Origin of the sequence: Enterobacter roggenkampii, from assembly GCF_001729805.1 — a bacterium.
Classification (GTDB): domain Bacteria; phylum Pseudomonadota; class Gammaproteobacteria; order Enterobacterales; family Enterobacteriaceae; genus Enterobacter; species Enterobacter roggenkampii.
In genome coordinates this window covers 503,136-529,646 of sequence record NZ_CP017184.1, presented here as the reverse complement: position 1 = coordinate 529,646, position 26,511 = coordinate 503,136, and the positions used below count along the sequence as shown (strand labels likewise).

Sequence of the window (26,511 nt, the reverse complement as noted above, 5' to 3'; positions counted from 1 at the left end):
AACTGCCTAGTATGAACCACGAAATCAATTGAGCTTAGCCGCCATGCAATTAAATACATGACATGGCGCATGCCCTTTTTATTCTGAAAAAAGTTAAAGGAATAATTATGGAAAAGCATTACGTCGGTTCTGAAATTGGTCAATTGCGTAGCGTTATGCTGCACCGCCCAAATTTAAGTCTGAAACGCTTAACGCCATCAAACTGTCAGGAGCTGCTTTTCGATGACGTGCTCTCGGTTGAGCGGGCGGGTGAGGAGCATGACATCTTCGCCAACACGCTGCGTGAGCAGGGGGTGGAAGTCCTGCTGCTGACCGACCTGCTGACACAAACCCTTGATATCGCTGAGGCGAAAGCCTGGCTGCTGGAGACGCAAATCTCTGACTACCGCCTCGGCCCAACCTTTGCAGGCGACGTGCGCGGCTGGCTGGCGGATATGCCGCACCGGGAACTGGCGCGCAGATTAAGCGGCGGATTAACCTACGGTGAAATTCCGGCAGCCATTAAAAATATGGTGGTGGATACCCACACGGCGAATGATTTTATTATGAAGCCGCTGCCAAACCATTTATTTACCCGCGATACCTCCTGCTGGATCTATAACGGCGTCTCTATTAACCCAATGGCCAAACCGGCGCGTCAGCGTGAAACCAATAACCTGCGGGCAATATATCGCTGGCACCCGGCGTTCGCCGACGGCGATTTTATTAAGTATTTCGGCGACGAGAATATTAATTACGACCACGCCACCTTAGAAGGCGGCGACGTATTAGTCATTGGCCGCGGTGCGGTATTGATCGGCATGTCCGAGCGCACGACGCCGCAGGGCGTGGAGTTCCTCGCCAACAGCCTGTTCAAACACCGCCAGGCCGAGCGCGTCATCGCCGTTGAGCTGCCAAAACACCGCTCCTGCATGCACCTCGACACCGTCATGACCCACATCGACGTGGATACCTTCTCCGTGTACCCGGAAGTGGTGCGCAAAGACGCCCAGTGCTGGACGCTCACCCCGGACGGCCGCGGCGGCCTGCTGCGCACCCAGGAAACCGACCTGCTGCACGCCATCGAGAAGGCGCTCGGCATTAATCAGGTACGTCTTATCACCACCGGCGGCGACGCCTTTGAGGCCGAACGCGAGCAGTGGAACGACGCCAACAACGTGCTCACCATTCGCCCGGGCGTGGTGATCGGCTACGAGCGCAACGTCTGGACCAACGAGAAGTACGACAAAGCGGGTATCACCGTGCTGCCTATCCCGGGCGACGAACTCGGACGCGGCCGCGGCGGCGCGCGCTGCATGAGCTGCCCGCTGGAACGCGACGGAATTTAAAGGAGCCATCATGGAACGAAAACCCACTCTGGTTGTGGCCCTGGGCGGCAACGCGCTGCTCAAGCGCGGCGAGCCGCTGGAAGCGGAGATCCAGCGCCAGAACATCGAGCAGGCCGCCCGCACCATCGCCGGCTTAACGGCGCAGTGGCGCGTGGTGCTTGTGCACGGCAACGGCCCGCAGGTCGGACTGCTGGCGCTGCAAAACAGCGCCTACGACAAAGTCACGCCCTACCCGCTGGACGTTCTTGGCGCCGAAAGCCAGGGAATGATCGGCTACATGCTCCAGCAGGCGCTGAAAAACAGCCTGCCGCAGCGGGAGGTGAGCGTTCTGCTCACCCAGGTGGAAGTGGACGCCGCCGACCCGGCCTTCAGCAACCCGACCAAATACATCGGCCCGGTGTACAGCGAAGCCCAGGCAAAAACGCTGGCCGCAGAGAAAGGCTGGGTGTTTAAGGCCGACGGCAGCTACGTCCGCCGCGTGGTGCCGTCGCCGCAGCCGAAGCGCATCGTTGAGAGCGACGCCATCACGGCGCTGATCCAGCGCGATCACCTGGTGATCTGCAACGGCGGCGGCGGGGTGCCGGTGGTGGAACAGGCCAACGGCTATCGCGGGATCGAGGCGGTAATCGATAAAGACCTCTCCGCCGCCCTGCTGGCGCGCCAGATCGAAGCCGATGCCCTGCTGATTTTGACCGATGCCGACGCGGTGTACCTCGACTGGGGCAAACCAACCCAGCGTCCGCTGGCGCAGGTAACGCCGGAGCTGCTCAGGGGCATGCAGTTCGACGCCGGATCGATGGGGCCGAAGGTGGCCGCCTGCCGCGAGTTCGTTGAAGCCTGCAACGGGATAGCCGGGATCGGCGCGCTGGCCGACGGCGCGGAGATCCTCGCGGGCGAGAAAGGCACGTTGATTCGTAACTGAACACTCATTTTAAAAAGGATTTACCCATGACCATCAACCTGAAAAACCGCAACTTCCTGAAACTGCTGGACTACACCCCGGCGGAGATCCAGTACCTGATCGACCTCGCCATCGAGCTCAAGGCCGCCAAAAAAGCCGGGCGCGAGAAGCAAACCCTGGTCGGGAAAAACATCGCCCTGATCTTTGAAAAAACCTCCACCCGCACCCGCTGCGCCTTCGAAGTGGGCGCGTTCGACCAGGGCGCGCAGGTCACCTATCTCGGCCCAAGCGGCTCGCAGATTGGCCATAAAGAGTCGATGAAAGACACCGCCCGCGTGCTGGGCCGCATGTACGACGGCATCGAATACCGCGGCTACGGCCAGGCCATCGTCGAAGAGCTGGGCGAGTACGCGGGCGTGCCGGTATGGAACGGCCTGACCGACGAGTTCCACCCGACCCAAATTCTCGCCGACCTGATGACCATGCTGGAGCACTCCCCGGGCAAAACCCTGCCTGAGCTGAGCTTTGCCTATCTCGGCGACGCGCGCAACAACATGGGCAACTCCCTGATGGTCGGTGCGGCCAAGATGGGGATGGATATCCGCCTCGTTGCGCCGAAATCCTTCTGGCCGGAAGCGGGGCTGGTTGAGCAGTGCCGCGCCATTGCGAAAGAGACGGGCGCGCGCATCACCCTCACCGACGACGTGGAAGAAGGCGTGCAGGGGACCGATTTCCTCTACACCGACGTGTGGGTCTCCATGGGCGAGCCGAAGGAAGCCTGGGCCGAGCGCGTCAGCCTGATGAAGCCGTATCAGATTAACGCGCAGGTGATGAAGGCCACCGGCAACCCGAACGTCAAATTCATGCACTGCCTGCCGGCATTCCACAACGAGCACACTAAGGTGGGCCGCGAGATCGAGATGGCGTACGGGCTGAAGGGGCTGGAAGTAACGGAAGAGGTCTTCGAATCACCGAACTCCATCGTCTTCGACGAAGCAGAGAACCGCATGCACACCATTAAAGCGGTCATGGTGGCGACACTCGGCGACTAATCACCGCCCGGCGCGCCGCGGGGTGCGCCGGGTTTCAGGAGAACATCATGGGCAAGTTCAAGTTTCCCTCCGCTTACACCATTCTCTTTTTTCTGATTGCCGTCGTGGCCGTGCTGACGTGGATTGTCCCGGCCGGGCAGTACCATATGGCAATGAACGAGGCGCTCGGCAAAGACGTCCCCGTTGCAGGCACCTACGCGCACGTCGCGGCGCATCCGCAGGGGCTGGTTTCGGTGCTGATGGCGCCGATTGCCGGGCTGTACGATCCGGAATCCGGCCAGGCCGGGGCGATCGACGTGGCGCTGTTTATTCTGATCATCGGGGGATTCCTCGGGATCGTCACCAAAACCGGGGCGATTGACGCCGGGATCGAGCGTGTAACCACCCGGCTGCGCGGACGCGAGGAGTGGATGATCCCGATCCTGATGGCGCTGTTTGCCGCAGGCGGCACGATTTACGGTATGGCCGAAGAGTCGCTGCCCTTCTATACCTTACTGGTGCCGGTGATGCTGGCCGCGCGGTTCGATCCGGTTGTCGCCGCCTCTACCGTGCTGCTCGGGGCGGGGATCGGCACCCTCGGCTCCACCATTAACCCGTTTGCCACGGTGATCGCCGCCAACGCCGCCGGGATCCCCTTCACCAACGGCATCGCCCTGCGCGTGGCGCTGCTGGTCATCGGCTGGATCATCTGCGTGGCGTGGGTGATGCGCTACGCCCGCAAGGTACGCAAGGATCCCTCGCAGTCCATCGTTGCAGACAAGCAGGAGGAGAACCTCGCCCATTTCCTCGGCAACAAGGGCGAACAGTCCCTGGAATTCACCCCGGTGCGCAAAATCATCCTGGTGATTTTCGCTCTGGCCTTCGCGGTGATGATTTACGGCGTGGCGGTGCTGGGCTGGTGGATGGCGGAGATTTCAGCGGTGTTTCTCGCCAGCGCGATCATCGTCGGCCTGATTGCCCGCATGAGCGAAGAGGAGCTGACGTCGACGTTTATCAACGGCGCGCGAGATTTGCTGGGCGTCGCGCTGATTATCGGCATCGCGCGCGGTATCGTAGTCATCATGGATAAGGGCATGATTACCCACACCATTTTGCACAGCGCGGAAGGGCTGGTCAGCGGGTTGTCCACGGTAGCGTTTATCAACGTGATGTACTGGCTGGAAGTCGTGCTGTCGTTTCTTGTGCCTTCTTCATCCGGCCTGGCCGTTCTGACGATGCCGATCATGGCGCCGCTTGCTGATTTCGCTAACGTCAACCGCGACCTGGTGGTTACGGCTTACCAGTCGGCCTCCGGCATCGTTAACCTCGTCACGCCGACCTCTGCGGTGGTCATGGGCGGGCTGGCTATCGCCCGGGTACCTTACGTGCGCTACCTGAAATGGGTGGCGCCGCTGCTGGCGATCCTGACGGTGGTGATTATGGTGGCGTTAAGTCTGGGGGCGTTGTTGTAATTTGCCGGATGGCGCTGCGCTTATCCGGCCTACGGATCGGTGCGGTGTCACCGGTTATTTCGGGAACTGATATGGGAAACATGATGGATTACGAAGAGTACTCTCCCAAAGAACAGCTGCAGCTCACGGTGTGCCAGCGTTTGATCGCCGAAAAGAGTTACCTTTCGCAGGAAGAGATTCGCCGCGACCTGCAGGAGAGAGGGTTTGACAGCATCAGCCAGTCGACCGTTTCGCGATTGCTGAAGTTGCTCGGAGTCATAAAAATTCGAAATGCCAAAGGGCTAAAGATTTATTCGTTGAATCCTCAGCTGCGCCCTGCCCCCGACGCCGCGCGTACCGTTTCGGAAATGGTGGTCAGCGTTGAGCATAATAGCGAGTTTATCCTTGTCCATACCGTCGCCGGATATGGCCGCGCGGTGGCGCGTATTCTGGATTATCACCAGCTTCCGGAAATTTTAGGCGTGGTGGCCGGCAGCAGTATTGTCTGGGTCGCCCCCCGGGTGGTAAAGCGCACCGCGCTGGTGCATAAGCAAATTAATTATTTACTCAGAACGCATTAATATTCACAAAGAACCGTTTGCATTGAGTAAAGCGTGCATTAAATCGCTTGATCCGAAAAGCGAGCTGCGTATAATGCCCGACAATTTGCCGGGAGGAAGCATGGTCAAGCGTGTACGACATAACGTCTTACCGCGTCTGAAATCAGACGCTGGCCTGCCGTTTTTCTTCCCGTTGCTAAACCTATTCCCAGAGCCCCTCATTTGAGGGGCTTTTTTTTGCCCGGCGTCAGGAGATAAACATGAATCCGCTTTATCAAAAACACATCATTTCCATAAACGACCTCAGCCGCGAAGAGCTGGAACTGGTTCTGGAAACCGCGGCAAAACTGAAGGCCAATCCGCAACCGGAGCTGCTGAAGCACAAGGTGATTGCGAGCTGCTTCTTTGAAGCCTCGACCCGCACCCGCCTCTCCTTTGAGACCTCCATGCACCGCCTGGGCGCGAGCGTGGTGGGCTTCTCTGACAGCAGCAACACGTCGCTGGGTAAAAAAGGCGAGACCCTGGCGGATACCATTTCAGTGATCAGCACCTACGTCGACGCGATTGTGATGCGTCACCCGCAGGAGGGCGCGGCGCGCCTGGCAACCGAGTTTTCCGGCGGCATTCCGGTGCTGAACGCCGGTGACGGTGCCAACCAGCACCCAACGCAGACGCTGCTGGATCTGTTCACCATTCAGGAGACGCAGGGCACGCTTGAGAACCTGAATATCGCCATGGTTGGCGACCTGAAGTATGGCCGCACCGTCCACTCCCTGACCCAGGCGCTGGCGAAATTTAACGGCAACCGCTTCTACTTCATTGCCCCGGAGGCGCTGGCGATGCCGCAGTACATTCTCGACATGCTGGACGAGAAAGGCATTGCGTGGAGCCTGCATGCCAGCATCGAAGAGGTGATGAGCCACGTGGATATTCTGTACATGACCCGCGTGCAGAAAGAGCGTCTGGACCCGTCCGAATACGCCAACGTGAAGGCGCAGTTCGTGCTGCGCGCCAGCGACCTGGAAGGCGCGCGCGACAACATGAAGGTCCTGCATCCGCTGCCGCGCATCGATGAGATCACCACAGACGTGGATAAAACGCCGCACGCCTGGTACTTCCAGCAGGCCGGGAACGGCATCTTCGCTCGCCAGGCGTTACTGGCACTGGTTCTGAATCGCGAATTAGCTCTGTAAGGGGAGACGACCATGACACACGATAACAAACTCCAGGTTGAAGCCATCAAGCGTGGCACCGTGATTGACCACATCCCTGCACAGGTGGGCTTTAAGCTGCTGACGCTTTTCAAACTGACCGAAACCGACCAGCGCATCACCATCGGCCTGAATCTGCCGTCGGGTGAAATGGGCCGCAAGGACCTGATTAAAATTGAGAACACCTTCCTGACCGACGAGCAGGTTAACCAGCTGTCGCTGTACGCACCGGACGCCACGGTCAACCGCATCGACGAGTACGAAGTGGTCGGCAAATCCCGCCCGAGCCTGCCAGAACGTATCGAAAGCGTGCTGGTCTGCCCGAACAGCAACTGCATCAGTCATGCTGAACCGGTTTCCTCCAGTTTCGCAGTGAAAAAGCGCGCGAATGACATCGCGCTCAAATGCAAATACTGCGAAAAAGAGTTTTCTCATTATGTGGTGCTGGCCAACTAATTGAGGTTGGTAATGAAATCCCGGCTGTTATAATGGCCGGGAACATTCTTAACGCTGTAATTCTGGAGAAAACATGAGCAAAGTACTCGCGACGGAAAATGCACCAGCCGCTATCGGCCCTTACGTTCAGGGCGTTGATCTGGGCAGCATGATCATCACTTCAGGTCAGATCCCCGTAAACCCAAAAACCGGCGCGGTGCCGGAAGATGTCGCGGCGCAGGCGCGTCAGTCGCTGGAAAACGTGCAGGCTATCGTTGAATCTGCCGGCCTGAAAGTGGGTGATATCGTGAAAACCACCGTGTTCGTGAAGGATCTGAACGATTTCGCGACCGTTAACGCCACCTACGAAGCGTTCTTCACCGAGCATAACGCCACCTTCCCGGCGCGCTCCTGCGTGGAAGTGGCGCGTCTGCCAAAAGACGTGAAAATTGAAATCGAAGCGATTGCCGTTCGTCGCTAATTCGCTTTGGCGATGAAAAAAGGCAGCCCAGGCTGCCTTTTTTTATGGCCCGCTACTGATTCCGCGTGGCGCGAAGCAGCGTCTCCAGCGGGTACACCGCCGCAATCACCACTTCGTCCTGCACCTTCGCCGCGTTATCCAGCTCGCTCTGAATCGAGGCGATCTCTTTGTCATCCAGCGTGCCCTGACGCGCCACCAGGTCGGTGAGCCGCAGGCCAATCGACGCCAGCTTATCCACCTCCTGGATCACCGGCTTTATCGCCTTCAGCTGATAGCTGTTTTCGCTTAAGGCCAGCGCGTCGCTGGTGTTGCTCTGCCAGCGGTTAAAGACGTGGCGCAGGGCGTCGGCGCTTTCCGTGTCTTCCGCATCGCTCACCAGGCGGTCCGCCCACTTGTGCATCTGGCGCACGGTGGTGCTTTCGGCGTTCAGCGCATCCGCAAAGCGGTTGAGCGGCTCGAACTGATGGTAGTTTCCGGCCCGGAACTTCAGGTGCTGGCGGGTGTAATACTGAGCCGGTTCAATCGCCTGCGCGAGGACCTGCAGCGGCAGGGTGTCGGCATTACCGGCGAGGCGCGTGAACTGCACCTGCTGCTGGGTATGCTGCTGCAGCCCGACCGACACCGTCGACCAGCTGTCCATCGCCTGCAGGCGGGTGTACATGTTGTCGACGTCGTTGACGTCCTGCGCGGACCAGAGCCGCTCCGCCACCGCAAACGTACGCGGCCACAGGCGAATATCCAGCACCGGCGCCACCACGTTTTCCGCCCACAGCGCCGCTTCGCCGCCGAGCAGGTTGGACTGGTTCGCCACGTCCGGCACGACGGGCGGAACGCCTTTCGGCACGTCGTCCAGACGCGTGCCGCTAATCGGGTAGCGCGTATTCCCGACGAGGAAATAACCGGAGAGTTTGTCGTTATCAACGGTGACAACCGGGCGCGTTTCGCCCATCCAGGTATCGACGGTGAAGGTCACCTGATTGTCATCCCGCCATTCAATATCCTGCACCGCGCGGCGGGATTTCCCGGCAAAATCAATAAACCCGCGCCAGCCGGCATCCCCTTTCACCAGCGTGAAGCTCCCCTCCACCGGCTTGCCCTTCAGGCGCGGCATGGAGAAGGCCCAGCTCTGGGCGCTGTCGGTATCCGCTATCACGTCCACGCCGTTTAACCCCTGCGGGACGATCTCGTTGCGGTAGTGATAGGCGGTGGACTGGGGCTGGTCGAGATAAAAGCCGGTCGACAGAATGCCCTTGTAGCCGCTCTGCGCCACCTGCCCCAGCGCGTCCTGGCCCTGCCAGGACTGGATCAGAATGCTTTTCGGCAGATCGGGATGGTAGATCTCATCCCAGCCGACCATCTGGCGGTGATGCTTCTCAAGGATCGTTTCCAGCCTGCGGTTGAAGTACGCCTGCAGCGCGTGGCTGTCCGCCAGCCTGTTGTCGCGCATAAACTGCTGGATGGCCGGATTCGCTTTCCACTGGCTGTCGTCCACCTCGTCACCGCCGATGTGCAGATACGGATCGGGGAAGATCGCCGCCAGTTCGCTGACCATCGCGTCGGCAAAAGCGTAAGTAGCGTCTTTTGTGGGATCCAGCACCGGCTTCAGCACGCCCCAGTGGCGTTCCATGGCGTACGGCCCCGGCGCGCTCATTAGCTCCGGGTAGGCCACGGCAATCGCCGAGGCGTGGCCCGGCATGTCGATCTCCGGCACCACGCGAATACCGCGCTCGGCGGCGTAACGCACCACCTCGCGCATCTGCTCAGGCGTGTAGAACAGCCCGTCGCTGGCAAGCTGGGTTAATTTTGGATAACGCTTCGAGCTGAAGCGCCAGCCCTGGTCGTCGGTCAAATGCCAGTGCAGCACGTTGAGCTTCGCCGCGGCCATGCCGTCGATCTGGCGTTTGATATCCGGCAGCGGGAGAAAGTGGCGTGCCGAATCGAGCAGCAGCCCGCGCCACGGGAAGCGCGGTGAATCTTCAATGGTCACCCACGGGATCGAGGTGTTTTCCGCCCCGTTCTGCACTAGCTGGAGCAGGGTTTCCATGGCGCGCAAGGCACCGAAGCGGGTGTTGGCGGAGATGTTCACGCCGTTGGCGTCCACCGTGAGCTTATAGCTTTCATCGCTGTCCGGCAGCGGCTGCGGCTTCACCTTTTTAGCGATGGCGATGCGGATAGTTGGTTTGTCTGGCTTTTCAGCCTGAGGCTGCAGCGTCCAGCCGGTTTGCAGGGCGATGCGCTGGCGCAGTCGGTTCACCGCATCACCGAGATCGTCCCCGCTGACGCTTACAGAAACGTTGTTGCTGAGCACCAGTGCGCCCTGGGTGGTCGGGCGTTCGACCTTCGCAGGCCAGGGCATTAAGGGGAGATCCCCTGCCGGGGCGGCAAAGGCAGAGGCGCCGAGCATCAGCCCGGCGGTTAAGAGACTGTACCGTAACATGAATGTTCCTTATCTGACGGGCCAAATAAAGGCAAAACATTCTGTTAACATGCGCTCAATTTGTCGTCAAGCGAATGCGCCGACGGAGATCACAGGTTGTTGAATTTGGGAGGAAAGCTATTGCCCGGTGGCGCTGCGCTTACCGGGCCTACGTTTCGGGAGTAGGCCGGGCAAGGCGAAGCCGCCACCCGGCAAACATAACTTACTGCCACCCATACCGACGCGCATAGAACCCTTTCACCATCTGGGTCAGCACCATATAACCGGCGAGGATCGCCACCAGCCACGGGAAGTAGCTCAGCGGCAGCGCCTGCAGCTGCAGGTAGCTTGCCAGCGGTGAGAACGGCAGCGCGATGCCGAGCGCCATCACAATCCCCGTCATCACAATCAGCGGCCACGCGGCGCGGCTCTGGATAAACGGAATGCGGCGGGTGCGGATCATGTGCACAATCAGCGTCTGCGACAGCAGCCCGACCACGAACCAGCCGGACTGGAACAGCGTCTGATGTTCCGGGGTGTTGGCATGGAACACAAACCACATCAGGCAGAAGGTCAGGATGTCGAAGATGGAGCTGATCGGGCCAAAGAACAGCATAAAGCGCCCAAGATCTGCCGGGTTCCAGTGCTGCGGCTTCTGGATCTGCTCGTCGTCCACGTTATCAAACGGGATCGCCACCTGAGACACGTCATACATCAGGTTCTGGATCAGCAGGTGCAGCGGCAGCATCGGCAGGAACGGCAGAAACGCGCTCGCCACCAGCACGCTGAAGACGTTACCGAAGTTGGAGCTGGCGGTCATCTTGATGTACTTGAGCATATTGGCAAAGGTACGGCGCCCTTCGATCACGCCCTCCTCCAGCACCATCAGGCTCTTTTCCAGCAGAATGATATCCGCCGCTTCGCGGGCAATATCGACCGCCCCGTCTACGGAGATACCGATATCCGCCGCACGCAGGGCGGGCGCATCGTTGATGCCGTCGCCCATGAAGCCCACCACGTGCCCTTCTCGCTTAAGCAGGGTGACGATGCGCTCTTTGTGCATCGGCGTCAGGCGGGCAAACAGCGTGGTGCGCTGGGCCAGCTTCGCCAGTTCGTCATCAGAGAGATGTTCAATATCGCTCCCCACCACCACGTCGCCCGCGTCCAGCCCAACCTCGTGGCACACTTTGGCCGCCACCAGCTCGCTGTCGCCGGTGAGGATTTTCACGGTAATACCGCTCGCCTTCAGCGCCTTCAGCGCCGGGGCGGTGGTCTCTTTCGGCGGATCGAGGAAGGCGATGTAGCCCTCGAGGATCAGATCGGATTCGTCAATACGCTGGTAATCCCCCTCCCGCGCGGGCAGGAACTTGCTCGCCACCGCCACCACGCGCAGCCCCTGACGGTTGAGGTTGTCGGTGACGCGCTTGATGCGGCGCAGCATGGTGTCGTCCAGCGGCACGATGTCGCCGTTATAGCGTACCTGCGTCGACACGTTGAGGATCTCCTGCAGCGCCCCTTTGCAGATCAGCTGATGCACGTTCGGCTGCTCGCTCACCACCACCGACATACGGCGGCGCTCGAAGTCGAACGGGATCTCATCCACCTTCTGCCAGCGGCCGGAGAGCGTGCGGGCGGCCTCCTCGTCCACGCCTTCCAGCACGGCGACGTCGAGCAGGTTTTTCAGCCCGGTCTGGTAATGGCTGTTCAGCCACGCGCTGTGCAGCACGCGCTCGCTGGTTTTGCCGGAGATATCGGTGTGGTTCTCCAGCACGATTTTGTCCTGCGTCAGAGTGCCGGTTTTATCGGTGCAGAGAATGTCCATCGCGCCAAAGTTCTGAATGGCATCAAGGTGTTTGACGATCACCTTTTGTTTAGAGAGCTTCACCGCCCCGCGCGCCAGCGTAGAGGTCACAATCATCGGCAGCATTTCCGGCGTTAAGCCGACCGCCACGGAGAGCGCGAACAGCGCCGCCTCCCACCAGTCGCCTTTGGTGTAGCCGTTAATCAGCAGCACGATTGGCGTCATCACCATCATAAAGCGGATCAGCAGCATGCTGACGCGGCCAATCCCTTTCTGGAAGGCATTCGGCTCGCTCTCCTGCTCGCTGACGCGCCCGGCAAGCTGACCAAACCAGGTGTTTCCCCCGGTGGCGGTGACAATCGCCTGCGCGGTGCCGCTGACGACCGTGGTGCCCATAAAGCACAGGGTGTCGCACTCGAGCGGGTTCATCTGCTGCGGGTCGCGGCTGCGCGCCACCTTTTCAACGGGCAGGGATTCGCCGGTCAGGGAAGCCTGCGCCACAAACAGATCGCGCGCCTGGATGATGCGTAAATCCGCCGGGATCATGTCCCCCGCGGCCAGCTTCACCAGATCGCCCGGCACCAGCTGGTCGATAGGCAATTCCACCCAGGCGTTTTCGCCGAGATCGTTGATCACGCGCGAGACGGTCGCGGTGTTGCTGACCATCGCCTTCAGGGCGTCCGCCGCTTTGGTGGAGCGGGCCTCCTGAATAAAGTTCAGCAGCGTGGAGATGCCCACCATCAGGGCAATCACCCCTGCGGCAAACAGATCTTCCGTCGCGTAGGAGATGAGGCCAAGCACGGTCAGCAGCAGGTTGAACGGGTTGCGGTAGCAGAGCCACAGATGCACCCACCACGGAGAGGGCTTTTGCGCCGGAATGAGGTTATCGCCATGCACGGCGCGGATTTTTTCCACTTCTGCCGCGTTCAGCCCTTCCGGGTGCCCGCCAAAGGCGCGCCAGACTTCGTTTTCATCCATCGCCGCCACGTTCAGGCAGCGTTCGGTCAGGGACGCGGGGATCGCCGCCCCCGCTATGTTTTTGGCGTTTGGCAGCGGGTCGCGCTGAACAAGACGGTGTGGCAGGTGGCGGCTCAGCAGGGCCTGCAGCTGCCGGGTGATATTTTTAAACATCGTCATTCCTCCGCATCCGCAAGGGCGGACGCAGCATTTCCTTCAGGCGTGGCAAAACCGTACCTGAGAGGCACTCAATTTTTCAAGCAGGAACGTTTGGGACGCTGCTGCCTCACATCACCGGTGAGTCAGCAGCAGGCTGGCTTACCGGAAAGAACGCATTCTCCCGTTCAGGAGAGGTGTGGGATCGGGATCCATGAAGCCTCCGGTAAGTAAAAAGTAGGGTGTCGCCGCGCAGTATAAGGATTTAAGCGTACCCTTTTTGATGATTCGGGCGGTATTATACCCCCCTGCAAATAAACCGAACGTAAACCAGATTTAGCCCATAGCGAAATCGCGCTATAGCATTAGGCTCAATTCATTACATTGTCGTTGTTACAGGGAATACAGCATGCAGAACCGCCTTACGATTAAAGACATCGCGCGTTTAAGCGGCGTGGGGAAATCGACCGTCTCACGCGTGCTGAACAACGAAAGCGGCGTCAGCGAACGCACCCGCGAGCGCGTTGAGGCGGTCATGAATCAGCACGGCTTTTCCCCTTCCCGCTCCGCGCGCGCCATGCGCGGGCAAAGTGACAAAGTGGTCGCCATCATTGTCTCGCGTCTGGATTCTCTGTCTGAAAACCTCGCCGTGCAGACCATGCTGCCCGCCTTCTATGAGCAGGGATATGACCCGATCATGATGGAGAGCCAGTTCTCGCCGCAGCTGGTGGAAGAACATCTGGGCATGCTTCAGCGGCGCAATATTGACGGCGTGGTGCTGTTCGGTTTTACCGGCATCAAAGACGAGATGCTGAAACCCTGGCAGCCGTCGCTGGTGCTGCTGGCGCGCGATGCCCACGGTTTTGCCTCCGTCTGCTATGACGACGAGGGCGCGATTATCACCCTGATGCAGCGCCTGTTTGACGAAGGCCATCGCCACATCAGCTTCCTCGGCGTACCGCACGCGGACGTTACCACCGGCAAGCGGCGCCATGAGGCCTATCTGGCGTTTTGCAAAAAGCACAACCTCTCCGCCGTGGCCTCCCTGCCGGGGCTGGGCATGAAGCAGGGCTACGAGCAGGTCGCCAGCGTCCTGACGCCGCAGACCACCGCGCTGGTGTGCGCCACGGATACGCTGGCGCTGGGCGCGAGTAAATATCTGCAGGAGCAGCGTATCGACGGTCTGCAGGTCGCGAGTGTCGGCAGCACGCCGCTGATGAAGTTTTTGCACCCGGAGATCATCACCGTCGATCCGGGCTACGCTGAGTCCGGCAGACAGGCCGCCGCGCAGCTGATCGAGCAGATCAACGGGCGCGCAGAGCCACGTCAGATCGTTATTCCTGCCCACCTTTCATAACCCCCACCAATCGGTTTATTGTGATCTTCGCCCGATTTCGGGAACGTTCCCATTTTCGCCGTCGCGCTGAAGGAGTAGGCTTGCGCTCAGGTCATTACACCCTTTCACCATCTGTCATGAGGTTTCATGATGAGTAAAGTCAAACAAGCAGATATCGATCAGCTGATCGTCCTGGTCGGCGGCCGCGAAAACATCGCAACCGTTAGCCATTGCATTACCCGCCTGCGCTTCGTTCTGAACGATCCGGCCAAAGCGAACCCGAAGGCGATTGAAGAGCTGAAAATGGTAAAAGGCTGCTTCACCAACGCCGGTCAGTTCCAGGTGGTGATTGGTACCGAAGTGGGCGATTACTATCAGGCTCTGCTGGCGACCACCGGGCACAGCGCGGCGGATAAAGAGCAGGCCAAAAAGGCTGCGCGCCAGAATATGAAGTGGCACGAGCAGCTGATTTCCCACTTCGCGGAGATCTTCTTCCCGCTGCTGCCGGCGCTGATCAGCGGAGGCCTGATTTTAGGCTTCCGTAACGTCATCGGCGACGTGCCGATGAGCGACGGCAAGACCCTGGCGCAGATGTACCCGGCGCTGAAAACCGTGTACGACTTCCTGTGGCTGATTGGCGAAGCGATCTTCTTCTATCTGCCGGTCGGGATTTGCTGGTCCGCAGTGCGCAAGATGGGCGGTACGCCGATCCTCGGTATTGTACTCGGCGTCACGCTGGTCTCTCCGCAGTTAATGAACGCTTACTTACTTGGTCAACAGGTGCCAGAGGTGTGGAACTTCGGCCTGTTTAGCATCGCCAAAGTGGGCTATCAGGCGCAGGTCATTCCGGCCCTGCTGGCGGGCCTGGCGCTGGGCTTTATTGAAACCCGACTGAAACGCATCGTGCCGGATTACCTTTATCTGGTGGTGGTGCCGGTGTGCTCGCTGATTCTGGCGGTCTTCCTGGCGCATGCCTTTATCGGTCCGTTTGGCCGCATGATTGGCGACGGCGTGGCCTTCGCGGTGCGTCACCTGATGACCGGCAGCTTCGCCCCGATTGGCGCCGCGCTGTTTGGCTTCCTGTACGCCCCGCTGGTGATCACCGGCGTGCACCAGACCACGCTGGCGATTGATATGCAGATGATCCAGAGCCTCGGCGGCACGCCGGTCTGGCCGATTATCGCCCTGTCGAACATTGCTCAGGCGTCCGCGGTGACCGGCATCATTATCGTCAGCCGCAAGCACAACGAACGCGAGATCTCCGTTCCGGCGGCCATCTCCGCCTACCTCGGCGTCACCGAACCGGCAATGTACGGTATCAACCTGAAATACCGCTTCCCGATGCTCTGCGCGATGATCGGTTCCGGTCTGGCAGGCCTGGTGTGTGGACTGAACGGCGTGATGGCGAACGGGATTGGCGTCGGCGGCCTGCCGGGCATCCTCTCCATCCAGCCCGCTTACTGGCAGGTGTTTGCCCTGGCAATGGCCATCGCCATCATCGTCCCAATGGCGCTGACCACCGTGGTTTACCAGCGTAAGTTCCGTCAGGGCTCGCTGCAGATTGTTTAACTTCATCTTTCGGGGCGCAGTTGCGCCCCTTCGCATTTGCAGGAACGCATTATGAATACCCTTCCTCACTGGTGGCAGAACGGCGTCATCTACCAGATTTACCCAAAGAGCTTCCAGGACACCACCGGCAGCGGCACCGGCGATTTACGCGGCGTGACGCAGCGTCTGGACTATCTGAAAACCCTCGGCATTGACGCCATCTGGCTGACGCCGTTTTATATCTCTCCGCAGGTGGACAACGGCTACGACGTGGCGAACTACACCGCCATCGATCCGGCCTACGGCACGCTGGATGATTTCGACGAGCTGGTCGCTGAGGCGCACGCGCGCGGCATTCGCATCGTGCTGGACATGGTGTTTAACCACACCTCCACGCAGCACGCCTGGTTCCGCGAGTCGCTGAACAAAGCGAGCCCGTACCGCCAGTTCTACATCTGGCGAGACGGCACGCCGGAGCAGCTTCCCAACAACTGGCGCTCCAAGTTTGGCGGCAACGCCTGGCGCTGGCACGCCGAGAGCGAGCAGTATTACCTGCACCTGTTCGCGCCAGAGCAGGCGGACCTCAACTGGGAAAACCCGGCGGTGCGCGCCGAGCTGAAAAAGGTGTGCGAGTTCTGGGCCGATCGCGGCGTGGACGGCCTGCGTCTGGACGTCATTAACCTGATTTCAAAAGATCAGGATTTCCCTGATGACAACATCGGCGACGGTCGCCGCTTCTATACCGACGGGCCGCGCATTCATGAATATCTCCAGGAGATGAGCCGCGACGTCTTTACGCCGCGCAACCTGATGACGGTAGGCGAGATGTCCTCGACCTCGCTGGAGAACTGCCAGCAGTATGCTTCTCTCGACGGGCGCGAGCTGTCGATGACCTTTAACTTCCATCATCTGAAGGTGGACTACCCGGGCGGCGAAAAGTGGACGCTGGCGAAGCCGGACTTCGTGGCGCTGAAAACCCTCTTCCGCCACTGGCAGCAGGGGATGCACAACAAAGCCTGGAATGCGCTGTTCTGGTGTAACCACGATCAGCCGCGCATCGTGTCGCGCTTCGGTGACGAAGGAGAATACCGGGTTCACGCCGCGAAAATGCTCGGCATGGTGCTGCACGGGATGCAGGGCACGCCGTATATCTATCAGGGTGAAGAGCTTGGCATGACCAACCCGCACTTCAGCCGCATCACCGATTACCGCGACGTGGAAAGTCTGAACATGTTCGCCGAACTGCGCGCCAGCGGCCGCGAGCCGGAGGAATTACTGGCGATTCTGGCGAGCAAGTCCCGCGACAACGGGCGAACCCCAATGCAGTGGGACGCGTCGCACAATGCGGGCTTTACCGAGGGCGAGCCGTGGATTGGGGTCTGCGATAACTACGAAACCGTGAACGCCCGCGCGGCGCTGGACGATGCGGATTCGGTGTTCTACACCTATCAGTCGCTGATTCGCCTGCGCAAAACCCTCCCGGTGCTGACGTGGGGGGATTATGAGGATCTCCTGCCGGAACACCCTTCCCTGTGGTGCTATCGCCGCCAGTGGCAGGGGCAGACGCTGATGGTGGTGGCGAACCTGAGTCCTACTCCGCAGGAATGGCAGACAGAGGCTCTCAGCGATAAGTCGCAGGTGCTGATGAGTAACTACCCGGCACCGCAAACGACGTCACTCCGTCCGTTTGAAGCCGTCTGGTGGTTGCAGCAGTAACTTTCCCTGCCGGGTGCGGCTCAGCACCCGGCTTACTTTACTGTTTTTGTTGAATAATTAATCAGATTTTTCTCGCCCGCCTTTACAATCGCTGAAGCGCCCGTCGTTTGTACTCTCGTCTTTTTACTTTGTTCTGCATCAAATAAATCGCAAACATGTTTGATGCAAATCACTATATGTAGCACTTAAAATGCACGCCGACCCAACATCTTGTATTTATCGTCTACTATTCCAACAACAAGACGGCGCTTACGCTGGCCGGAATTGTGGATAACACGAGCTGGGAACGCGGGAAGTCTTTGGCCTGGCGGGAAATGCGTCCGGTGAATACTTCTCCACCTCTGTGGATAACCTGTTTTTAATAATGGAGTGATCATGACACCGCATGTGATGAAACGTGATGGCTGTAAAGTGCCGTTTAAATCAGAGCGCATCCAGGAAGCCATTCTGCGTGCAGCTAAAGCAGCGGGAGTCGATGACGCAGATTACTGCGCCACCGTCGCAGAAGTCGTTAGCAGCCAGATGAATGAACGCAGCCAGGTTGATATCAACGAGATCCAGACCGCGGTTGAGAACCAGCTCATGGCAGGGCCCTACAAGCAGCTGGCGCGCGCCTACATTGAGTACCGCCACGATCGAGACGTGCAGCGCGAGAAGCGCGGCCGCCTGAACCAGGAGATCCGTGGCCTGGTGGAGCAGACCAACTCTGCGCTGCTCAATGAAAACGCCAATAAAGACAGTAAAGTGATCCCCACCCAGCGCGACCTGCTGGCCGGTATCGTCGCCAAACACTATGCCCGTCAGCATCTGCTGCCGCGCGACGTGGTCTCGGCGCACGAGCGCGGCGAGATCCACTACCACGATCTCGACTATTCGCCGTTCTTCCCGATGTTCAACTGCATGCTGATCGATCTGAAAGGCATGCTGACCCACGGCTTTAAAATGGGTAACGCGGAGATTGAACCGCCTAAGTCAATCTCCACGGCTACCGCGGTCACGGCGCAGATCATCGCTCAGGTCGCCAGCCATATTTACGGCGGCACCACCATTAACCGCATTGACGAAGTGCTGGCCCCGTTCGTGACGGCGAGCTTCAACAAGCACCGTAAAACCGCCGAAGAGTGGCAGATTCCGGACGCGGACGGCTATGCGCATTCCCGTACCGAGAAAGAGTGCTACGACGCCTTCCAGTCGCTGGAATATGAGGTGAACACGCTGCACACCGCCAACGGCCAGACGCCGTTTGTAACCTTCGGCTTTGGGCTGGGCACCAGCTGGGAATCACGCCTGATCCAGCAGTCGATCCTGCGCAACCGTATTTCCGGCCTCGGCAAAAACCGTAAAACCGCCGTGTTCCCGAAACTGGTGTTCGCGATTCGCGACGGCCTGAACCACAAGTTTGGCGACCCGAACTACGACATCAAACAGCTGGCGCTGGAGTGCGCGAGCAAGCGCATGTACCCGGACATCCTTAACTACGATCAGGTCGTCAAAGTCACCGGTTCGTTTAAAACGCCAATGGGCTGCCGCAGCTTCCTCGGCGTCTACGAAGACGAAAACGGCGAGCAGATCCACGACGGGCGTAACAACCTGGGCGTGATCAGCCTCAACCTGCCGCGCATCGCGCTGGAGGCAAAAGCTAATGAAGCTGAATTCTGGAAACTGCTGGATGAGCGCCTGCAGCTGGCGCGTAAGGCGCTGATGACCCGCATTGCGCGCCTCGAAGGGGTCAAAGCCCGCGTGGCGCCGATCCTCTATATGGAAGGGGCCTGCGGCGTGCGCCTGAAGGCGGACGATGACGTATCCGAGATCTTCAAAAACGGCCGCGCGTCGATTTCGCTGGGCTACATCGGCATTCACGAGACCATCAACGCCCTGTTTGGCGACACGCACATGTACGACAGCGAAGCACTGCGTGAGAAAGGCATCGCCATCGTTCAGCGCCTGCGCGACGCGGTAGACCAGTGGAAAGAGGAAACCGGCTACGGTTTCAGCCTGTACAGCACCCCAAGCGAGAACCTGTGCGACCGCTTCTGCCGTCTGGACACCGCCGAATTCGGGATTGTGGAAGGCGTGACCGATAAAGGGTACTACACCAACAGCTTCCACCTCGACGTCGAGAAAAAGGTAAACCCGTACGACAAGATCGACTTCGAAGCGGCCTATCCGCCGATCGCCAGCGGCGGCTTCATCTGCTACGGCGAGTACCCGAACATTCAGCACAACCTGAAGGCGCTGGAGGACGTGTGGGACTATAGCTACCAGCACGTGCCGTATTACGGGACCAACACGCCAATTGATGAGTGTTACGAGTGCGGCTTCACCGGTGAGTTTGAATGTACCAGTAAAGGCTTCACCTGCCCGAAATGCGGCAACCACGATGCGGCTCGCGTCTCCGTGACCCGTCGCGTATGCGGCTATCTCGGCAGCCCGGACGCCCGTCCGTTTAACGCCGGCAAGCAGGAAGAGGTGAAGCGCCGCGTGAAGCATCTGGGAAATGGGCAGATCGGTTAATCCGCTGCCACGTTAATGCCCGGTGGCGCTGCGCTTACCGGGCCTACGGACCGCTCTCTTTTGTAGGCCGGGTAAGCGCAGCGCCACCCGGCGTGGTTATTCACAATGAACTATCACCAGTACTACCCTGTCGACATCGTCAACGGCCCCGGCACCCGCTGCACCCTGTTTGTTTCAGGCTGCGTCCACGAATGCCCCGGCTGCTACAACAAAAGCACCTGGCGACTCAATTCCGGCATGCCGTTCACCGCGGAGATGGAAGATAAAATCATCAACGACCTGAACGACACGCGCATCAAACGCCAGGGGATCTCGCTCTCCGGCGGCGATCCCCTGCACCCGCAAAACGTGCCGGATATGTTGAAGCTGGTGGAGCGCATTCGCGCAGAATGTCCGGGAAAAGATATCTGGGTCTGGACGGGCTACAAGCTGGATGAACTGAATGCGCAGCAGATGGAAGTCGTGGATCTGATTAACGTGCTGGTCGACGGCAAGTTCATGCAAGATTTAAAAGACCCGGCACTCATCTGGCGAGGCAGCAGCAACCAGGTTGTGCATCATCTGCGTTGATCAAAGGCGGATATTATCCATCCGCCCTTATCTCAAAAACGACTCAAACTCTCCATCGCCACCGCCTTAAACCCGGCAAAATCCTCGCAGCTACAGAGCCGTGACATCGCCCGCTCGCGCAGGAAAGTGACGAAAATATCGTAAATCGCCATCGCCTCTTCGTACTCGCTTTTGCTGATGGCGAGCAGGAAGATAACGTGCGCGGTTTCGTCGCCCCACTGCACGCCGTGCGGGGCGAGCACGGTGTAGACCACCGTTTTCTGCGCCAGCAGGCCGAGGGAGTGCGGCAGCGCGATGCCGTCGCCGAGCATGGTGCTGACGATAGCTTCACGCTCAACAACCGAATCCAGAAACTCCGCGCCGACAAAGCCTTCGGCCTCAAGCTGTTCACATAGCTCGCGGAACAGCGTCTGCTGATCGATCGGCTTGTTGATAATGCGGAAATGGGCCGCGTCGAAGTATTTATCCAGCATCCACGGGCGGGTGCGGTCCACCAGCACCAGTTTGCCAATCTGCTCTAACTGGTAGTCGGTCGGGAATGGGGCGATCATCACCACCGGTTTTGACTTTTCGCTGACGCGGGCGGTCGCGATCACAAAGTCTTCGCTAATGGTTTCCGCCAGCTCGTACTCGCGCAGGGTGAGCGTGCGCGTCACCTCAATCTGCGGGTATTTACGCTGCAGTACCGCCTCAATCATGCGCACCATGGCGTTACCGGCGTCGCATACCAGCAGCACGCGCGGCTGACGCTGGTAGCCGATGTTGTAGTGGCGCTCAAGCCCGACGCCAATATGCAGCACCAGGAAGCCAATCTCGTTTTCGCTGATCACATACGGCGTGTATTTGCCCCAGCTCGACACCGCGGCCAGCGTCATGTCCCACGCCATCGGGTAGTGCTGCTTGATGTTATCCAGCAGCGGATTGGGGATCATGATTTGATACCGCACGCGGGTGATCATGGTTTTGATGTGCGTGAGCAGGTCCGCGTGCAGCTGCGCGTCGCTGAGCAGGTTGTAGTTATAGTGAGCGTTGATATAGCGCAGGATGTAGTTGACCAGCGCCTCGTCGTCGTCAGCGTTAATGGCGCTGGGCGCGATCTCCTGAATCTGCCGCGCCGCAATGTGCACGCACAGCCAGCTCTCCTCCGACGGCGAAAGCGCCTTGCCCGCCAGCTGCTGGATGGTCACCGCGATATCCTTCGCCGCCTCGCGCACGTTCTCTTCCACGTCTTCGGCATGGAATTCCGGCAGCGGGTAACCTTCGCTGATGCGACGTACCGATACCGCGCAGTACAGGCGCAGGAACAGCTCGCCTTCATCGGTCAGGCGAATGTGGTGACGGGTCAAGGCGTCGTGCAGCACCGGCACCATCTGCTCCGCCACGCCCGCATTCAGCGCCACGTCGGTTACCAGCGGGTTCAGGCTGTCCTGCTGCGCCAGCTCCCAGAGCAGATCGGTCAGGCAGGCGCGGGTCGACATCTCGCTGCCAAACAGCTTCATGCCGTGGCGCGGACGGGTTTCCAGCGTCAGGTTGTAGCGATGAAACCACTCGCGCACCTCCGCCATATCGCTTTGCAGCGTGGCGCGGCTGACGAACCACTCGTCCGCCAGATCCTCCAGCTTAAGCGAAAACGCAGAGGTCAGAAAACGCACCACCAGATAATGCACGCGCTCCGGCCCGGTCCGCGGGATACGCAGCGCGCGCGGGTGGGATGCCTGAAGCTGCTGATAGCGCTCGGCATCCTCAATTTTGAGCTGGTAGCCGTTGCCCCGGCTCAGGATGAACTGCGCGCCGTGGCTGGCCAGCAGCGCGTTCAGGGCGGTGATGTCCGCACGGACGGTTCGCGTGGAGACCGACAGCCGCTGCGCCAGCTCGTCCTGCGGCAGCGTCTCGTTTTGCAACAGGTCGAAAAGTTGCGCCAAACGTTGGTTCGGAAATCGCACGTCGTTGTCCTCTTACGGCTTAAGGTGAAATGACCATCTGGGATGGGCTGCCGACCGGGGTATAGTCCGGTTCGAAGGTTAATTTCCCGTCCGGCGCCACGCGGAAACGGGTAATGTTGTCGCTGCGCTGGTTCATGACGTACAGCCAGCGCCCCTGTTTATCGAGCGTCAGGGTGCGCGGGTAGTCACCGCGCGTCCACACATCGTCCTGATGCGTCAGCGTGCCCTCCGCCGTTACGGTAAAGTGGCCGATGCTGTTATGCAAACGGTTAGCCACATACAGCTGCTTACCGTCGGCGCTTAATGCGAGCCCGGCAGCAAAGCTGGTGCCTTTGTAACCTTCCGGCAGAGCAGAAACCGTTTTACCCTCTTTCAGGGTGCCGTTGGTATTCACGGTATACCGGGTGAGCGTAGACGCCTCTTCGTTAATCAGCCACAGGGCATCGCCCTTCGGCGTAAAGACAAAGTGGCGCGGCCCGGCGCCTTTCGAGGAGGCGCTGATAAACGGCGGATCGTTCGGCGTCAGCTTTCCTGTCCGATCGTCAAAGCGATATTGGTAGATGCGATCCAGCCCAAGATCGGTGGAAAACACGTATTTCCCGCTCGGATCGGCGGCGATCATATGCGCATGGGGGCCGTTATGATCGCTGATCGCGAAACTGCCCTCGACGGCAGCTTCCGGCTTCGCCGCGCCCGGTTCGCCTTGATCCTGATGTGTGTCCGTGGCGTCACCCAGGCTGCCGTCTGCGTTAACGGGTAAAACGGCAATGGAGCCGCTGACGTAGTTCGCCACCAGCAGATGCTGGCCGTTCGGCGTCAGGGAGAGATACACCGGCCCGGCACCGCCGGAGGCCACCTGACTGAGCTCGCTCAGCTCACCGTTATCGCCGACGCGCAGCGCCTGCACCACGCCCTGCTCCACTTCGCTTGCCAGATACAGCGTTTTGCCGTCCTGTGAAAGGGTCAACTGCGCCGCATTCGGCAGTTTGCTTACCCGCGTTTTATCGTTCAGCGCGCCGGTTTGCGGGTTAACAGTAAAACGGTACAGCCCTTCACCGTTTGGATTATAGGTACCCACCCAGGCGTATTGCGTCTGGGCGACAGCGGCGGTGGCGAACATTGAGAGTGAAGCGACAAGCAAGGTACGGGTGTGCATGGTGGCTCCTGTATAGGTGTGAGTTCTACTTCACCAGCTTCTTCGTCATCGCCAGCAGGGTACGCACATCTTCCGGACGCGTATCGCCGCTGGCTTTGTCGATAATCGAGCTGTAGATATGCGGGATGATTTTGCTCACGCCCGCGTCGAGGGCGATCTGCAGGATCGCCTCATAGTTTTCCAGATCGATACCTCCGGTCGGCTCCAGCCAGAAGTCGTGACGGGCGCAGGCTTCCGCTACCGCTTTGTACTCGTCACGGCACTTCAGGCCGCCCATCGGGAAGTATTTGATAGAGCTGCCGCCGAAATCTTTCAGCAGAGCAATCGCCGTTTCCACCGGCACAATGCCGTCCGGCGCCGCGCTGCTCAACGGGCCGGTGGAGATTTTCACCATCCCGACGGTACCGGTCGGAGAGACCAGACCGTTGACCACGGAGTCGTTCTGCCCCAGCAGCGCGCGGCTGGTGGCCACGCCGGTAAAGACCTGGTTAACGTGCTGCGGCTGCACCTGGCGGGAGATTTCACTCACCATCGCCGACTGGTTCGGATCGCCCGCGCCCAGGCCAACGGAGAGCGCGTTATCAATCAGCTTCGCGTATTCGCGCATATCGGCAACGGCGCTCGCCACGTCCGGGTAATTTTTGGAGAGCACGCCCACCAGCACGTGGCCTTCCGCCGCCTCGTAGATGGCGCTGGCGTTGGCCTTTGAGCCAGCCAGCACGTTCAGACAGACGCGGTCACGGTAAAAGTTGGGGGTCAGTTTCATGCGTTTTTCTCCTGTCCTAATACTTCACTAATGCGGCGGTACACAATGTTCAGCTGGTCAGCATTCACGCTGCGCACGTCCGCCTCGATAATCCCTTCGTTGGCCTTGTAGCCACGGAAGTAAATGGCGTACTCGCCCTGCTTGAGCTTCGCCACCAGGTCCCCCGTGCCGAGGCCGGTGGTGGCTTCGTCAAACTTAATCTCGGTGCGGGCGATGTCGCGTCCGGCGCTGTCCCAGACCACGCGCGCGGTCACACCGTTCAGGGTGTTGAGCGCCTCGATAAACGGCGTCATTTTCGCCACCATCTCGGCACCGCTCTCTTTGGTGGCCGTCAGATAGTGTTCGATGGCGCAGGTCAGGCCAAGAATGCCCTCTTTACCCACCTTCATGGCGCGGCCAATCCCCGCCGTCTGGCGCTTCACCCACTCAACGTACTGGGTCTTGCCGATCACCAGCCCGCTGGTTGGGCCTTCGATCGCCTTCGCACCGCTGTAGATCACCAGGTCCGCGCCGGCGCGGTAGTACACGTGCAGATCTTCTTCCGCCGCGGCATCGACGATGAGCGGCAAGTCGTGTTTACGTGCGACAACCGCCGCCTGCTCGACGCTGAGCATGCTTTTCTGCACGCAGTGGTGAGATTTGATGTACATGATCGCCGCCGTGCGCGGGGTAATCGCCGCCGCCAGCTGATCGGCGGAACATTCGTTGGCGTAACCCGCTTCCACCAGCCTGCCGCCGCCAAGCGCCACCATGGTGCCCACCGGCGCGCCAAAGTTCACGTTGTGCCCTTTCGGCAGGACGATCTCGTTGTTCTCAATCGGGGTCACGTGCAGGTTTTCCAGCAGCCAGTCGCTGTCTTTCACCAGCACCGCGGCCACGGACTGGGCAATGCCCGCCGACGCGCAGGAGACCACCGTCGCCCCTTCCACGTCCAGCAGCTTCGCGATGTATTCTCCGGTTTTATTGACCAGATCCTTCATCTCGAAATAGTGATTCATGCCGTCCATCGCCGCCTGTACCACCTCCGGACGCGGCGTGGAGACGCCCAGCGCCGTCATGCGGCCAGAGGTGTTGATAACCTGCTTTAAGCGGTACTTCTCATAAATCGAAGGCATGTTCCGTGCTCCCTTGTTCAGTCATGTAGCCCTTGCCCGCGCGGATCGCGGCAAGCGGCACCAGTATGTGTTCAGCCTGTAGGCTGTCGTTTTCGGCATCCGTCAGCACCGTCGGCTGACGTTTAAGGGTGAACAGCGTCAGGTCGGCATCGAGACCCGGCTGAATGCGGCCTTTGCGCGTCAGGCGCAGGCCGTCGGCGGCGTTCGCCGTGACGCAGTCAATCACCTGCGGCAATGACATGCCGATGGCGAGGAATTTCGACATCACGCTTGCCAGCGAGCCCACCGGGCCGTTGATGCGGTTGCGGCAGTAGATGTCCGAGCTGATGGTGTGCGGCAGAATGCCCATCGCGATGGCGCGTTTCGCCACCTCAAAGCTGAAGCTTGCCGTGCCGTGGCCGACGTCCAGACGCACGCCGCGCTTCAGCGCAGACGTAATGGAGGCGCGCAATTCGCCGGAGGGCGTCAGAATGCGATTAGGCTTGCCGTTGTAGCAGTGGGTGATGATGTCGCCAGAGCTCAGCAGCTCGGCAATTTCGTCGAGGTTCGGCGGGTTGTTGCCAATGTGCACCATCAGCGGCAGGTCGCCGTTCTCTTTCTGAATGGCTTTGGCGCGCGCCAGCGGCGTGATGCCGTTGTCACCGACCACGCTGCTGCTCATGCGCGCCTTCAGGCCGACGATAAAATCAGGATGGCGTTTCACCGCCTCTTTCACCGCGTCGGCGTCAATATTGGCCATGTTGGCCAGCTCGTTCTGGGCAATCAGCCCCACGCGGGAGATGTTCAGCAGGGCAAAGACCTCGGTGGAGGCCTTGCGGGTAATCGCGTAGAAATCGTCCACGTCGTCGGCCCCGGTGCTGCCCGCGTCTACCACGGTGGTCACGCCGGTGGCAACGCCCACGCTGTCCGGTTCGTCGTGGTAAATCGGGGAGTTCGGATAGCAGTGTACGTGGGAGTCAATCCAGCCTGCGCTGACGAACACGTCACCGTTTAGCTCCACCGTTTTGCGGGCGGGAGCGTCTATGTCGCCCGTCGCGGCGATCTTCCCGTCCTGAATGGCGATATCGGTCAGGGTATCGTCGGCGAGGCGCGCACGGCGCAGGAGTAAATCAAACATGA

Annotated in this window: 21 protein-coding genes and 1 pseudogene; 14 read left to right on the top strand and 8 right to left on the bottom strand. The window is 59.7% G+C overall.

All coding sequences use genetic code 11. From position 1 onward, the window contains the following. Positions 1-107: 107 nt before the first annotated feature. The 5 genes from arcA (at position 108) to BFV67_RS02445 (ending at position 5,292) form a co-directional block, all read left to right on the top strand. Positions 108-1,328 carry an arginine deiminase gene (gene arcA / locus BFV67_RS02465; RefSeq protein WP_008501384.1) on the top strand — a complete coding sequence of 407 codons (1,221 nt, stop codon included), beginning with the start codon at positions 108-110 and terminating at the stop codon, positions 1,326-1,328. A gap of 10 nt (positions 1,329-1,338) precedes the next feature. Continuing rightward, on the top strand, positions 1,339-2,250 hold the full coding sequence (gene arcC / locus BFV67_RS02460; protein WP_023293410.1) for a carbamate kinase: 912 nt from the start codon (positions 1,339-1,341) through the stop codon (positions 2,248-2,250). Positions 2,251-2,276: 26 nt separating this feature from the next. Next, positions 2,277-3,281, top strand: a complete 1,005-nt coding sequence (argF, locus tag BFV67_RS02455; protein ID WP_008501386.1) for an ornithine carbamoyltransferase — start codon at positions 2,277-2,279, stop codon at positions 3,279-3,281. 47 nt (positions 3,282-3,328) lie between these two features. Further along, positions 3,329-4,732, top strand: a complete 1,404-nt coding sequence (locus BFV67_RS02450; protein ID WP_008501387.1) for a YfcC family protein — start codon at positions 3,329-3,331, stop codon at positions 4,730-4,732. An 80-nt stretch (positions 4,733-4,812) separates the two neighbouring features. Further along, positions 4,813-5,292: an arginine repressor gene (locus BFV67_RS02445; RefSeq protein ID WP_025912003.1), complete on the top strand. Its 480-nt coding sequence runs from the start codon at positions 4,813-4,815 to the stop codon at positions 5,290-5,292. Between the two features lie 3 nt (positions 5,293-5,295). Here the strand turns inward: BFV67_RS02445 and BFV67_RS24090 are convergent. Further along, positions 5,296-5,413, bottom strand: a pseudogene (locus tag BFV67_RS24090) (hypothetical protein). Here BFV67_RS24090 and BFV67_RS23110 point away from each other — a divergent pair. From BFV67_RS23110 to ridA, 4 genes are all read left to right on the top strand, one after another. Next, positions 5,393-5,497, top strand: coding sequence for a pyrBI operon leader peptide (locus BFV67_RS23110; protein ID WP_022646880.1), 105 nt, complete (start codon positions 5,393-5,395; stop codon positions 5,495-5,497). The pseudogene BFV67_RS24090 and the gene BFV67_RS23110 sit on opposite strands and share 21 nt — an antisense overlap. A gap of 34 nt (positions 5,498-5,531) precedes the next feature. Next, the gene (gene pyrB, locus BFV67_RS02440) at positions 5,532-6,464 is read left to right on the top strand and encodes an aspartate carbamoyltransferase (RefSeq protein WP_023326589.1); all 933 of its coding nucleotides are present in this window, start codon (positions 5,532-5,534) and stop codon (positions 6,462-6,464) included. Between the two features lie 12 nt (positions 6,465-6,476). Further along, a complete protein-coding gene (pyrI, locus tag BFV67_RS02435) occupies positions 6,477-6,938 on the top strand; it encodes an aspartate carbamoyltransferase regulatory subunit (protein ID WP_008501390.1) in 462 nt (153 codons plus the stop codon). A 73-nt stretch (positions 6,939-7,011) separates the two neighbouring features. Then, positions 7,012-7,398 carry a 2-iminobutanoate/2-iminopropanoate deaminase gene (gene ridA / locus BFV67_RS02430; protein WP_008501391.1) on the top strand — a complete coding sequence of 129 codons (387 nt, stop codon included), beginning with the start codon at positions 7,012-7,014 and terminating at the stop codon, positions 7,396-7,398. A 52-nt stretch (positions 7,399-7,450) separates the two neighbouring features. Here ridA and BFV67_RS02425 read toward each other — a convergent pair whose 3' ends face one another. Next, entirely contained in the window at positions 7,451-9,835 is a 2,385-nt protein-coding gene (locus tag BFV67_RS02425; RefSeq protein ID WP_069597802.1) for a beta-N-acetylhexosaminidase, read from the bottom strand. Between the two features lie 202 nt (positions 9,836-10,037). Further along, on the bottom strand, positions 10,038-12,746 hold the full coding sequence (gene mgtA, locus BFV67_RS02420) for a magnesium-translocating P-type ATPase (RefSeq protein WP_025911996.1): 2,709 nt from the start codon (positions 12,744-12,746) through the stop codon (positions 10,038-10,040). Between the two features lie 391 nt (positions 12,747-13,137). On the opposite strand from mgtA, the gene treR reads away from it, so the two are divergent. The 5 genes from treR (at position 13,138) to nrdG (ending at position 20,412) form a co-directional block, all read left to right on the top strand. Further along, entirely contained in the window at positions 13,138-14,085 is a 948-nt protein-coding gene (treR, locus tag BFV67_RS02415; RefSeq protein ID WP_021240675.1) for a trehalose operon repressor TreR, read from the top strand. 129 nt (positions 14,086-14,214) lie between these two features. Then, the gene (treB, locus tag BFV67_RS02410) at positions 14,215-15,633 is read left to right on the top strand and encodes a PTS trehalose transporter subunit IIBC (RefSeq protein ID WP_023326583.1); all 1,419 of its coding nucleotides are present in this window, start codon (positions 14,215-14,217) and stop codon (positions 15,631-15,633) included. 51 nt (positions 15,634-15,684) lie between these two features. Further along, positions 15,685-17,328: an alpha,alpha-phosphotrehalase gene (treC, locus tag BFV67_RS02405; protein WP_069597801.1), complete on the top strand. Its 1,644-nt coding sequence runs from the start codon at positions 15,685-15,687 to the stop codon at positions 17,326-17,328. A gap of 375 nt (positions 17,329-17,703) precedes the next feature. Next, entirely contained in the window at positions 17,704-19,842 is a 2,139-nt protein-coding gene (nrdD, locus tag BFV67_RS02400; protein WP_069597800.1) for an anaerobic ribonucleoside-triphosphate reductase, read from the top strand. Positions 19,843-19,947: 105 nt separating this feature from the next. After that, on the top strand, positions 19,948-20,412 hold the full coding sequence (gene nrdG / locus BFV67_RS02395) for an anaerobic ribonucleoside-triphosphate reductase-activating protein (RefSeq protein ID WP_008501398.1): 465 nt from the start codon (positions 19,948-19,950) through the stop codon (positions 20,410-20,412). Positions 20,413-20,444: 32 nt separating this feature from the next. Here the strand turns inward: nrdG and BFV67_RS02390 are convergent, their stop codons facing one another. The 5 genes from BFV67_RS02390 to BFV67_RS02370 are packed head-to-tail and all read right to left on the bottom strand — an operon-like array spanning position 20,445 to position 26,509. After that, entirely contained in the window at positions 20,445-22,355 is a 1,911-nt protein-coding gene (locus BFV67_RS02390; RefSeq protein WP_069597799.1) for a BglG family transcription antiterminator, read from the bottom strand. A gap of 19 nt (positions 22,356-22,374) precedes the next feature. After that, a complete protein-coding gene (locus BFV67_RS02385; RefSeq protein ID WP_025911980.1) occupies positions 22,375-23,511 on the bottom strand; it encodes a lactonase family protein in 1,137 nt (378 codons plus the stop codon). 25 nt (positions 23,512-23,536) lie between these two features. Next, positions 23,537-24,277, bottom strand: a complete 741-nt coding sequence (gene dagF, locus BFV67_RS02380; protein ID WP_025911978.1) for a 2-dehydro-3-deoxy-phosphogluconate aldolase — start codon at positions 24,275-24,277, stop codon at positions 23,537-23,539. Next, entirely contained in the window at positions 24,274-25,392 is a 1,119-nt protein-coding gene (locus BFV67_RS02375; RefSeq protein ID WP_025911976.1) for a DgaE family pyridoxal phosphate-dependent ammonia lyase, read from the bottom strand. Before BFV67_RS02375 ends, dagF begins: the two co-directional genes overlap by 4 nt. Next, the gene (locus tag BFV67_RS02370; RefSeq protein ID WP_025911974.1) at positions 25,376-26,509 is read right to left on the bottom strand and encodes an amidohydrolase/deacetylase family metallohydrolase; all 1,134 of its coding nucleotides are present in this window, start codon (positions 26,507-26,509) and stop codon (positions 25,376-25,378) included. Before BFV67_RS02370 ends, BFV67_RS02375 begins: the two co-directional genes overlap by 17 nt. Positions 26,510-26,511 lie beyond the last annotated feature (2 nt).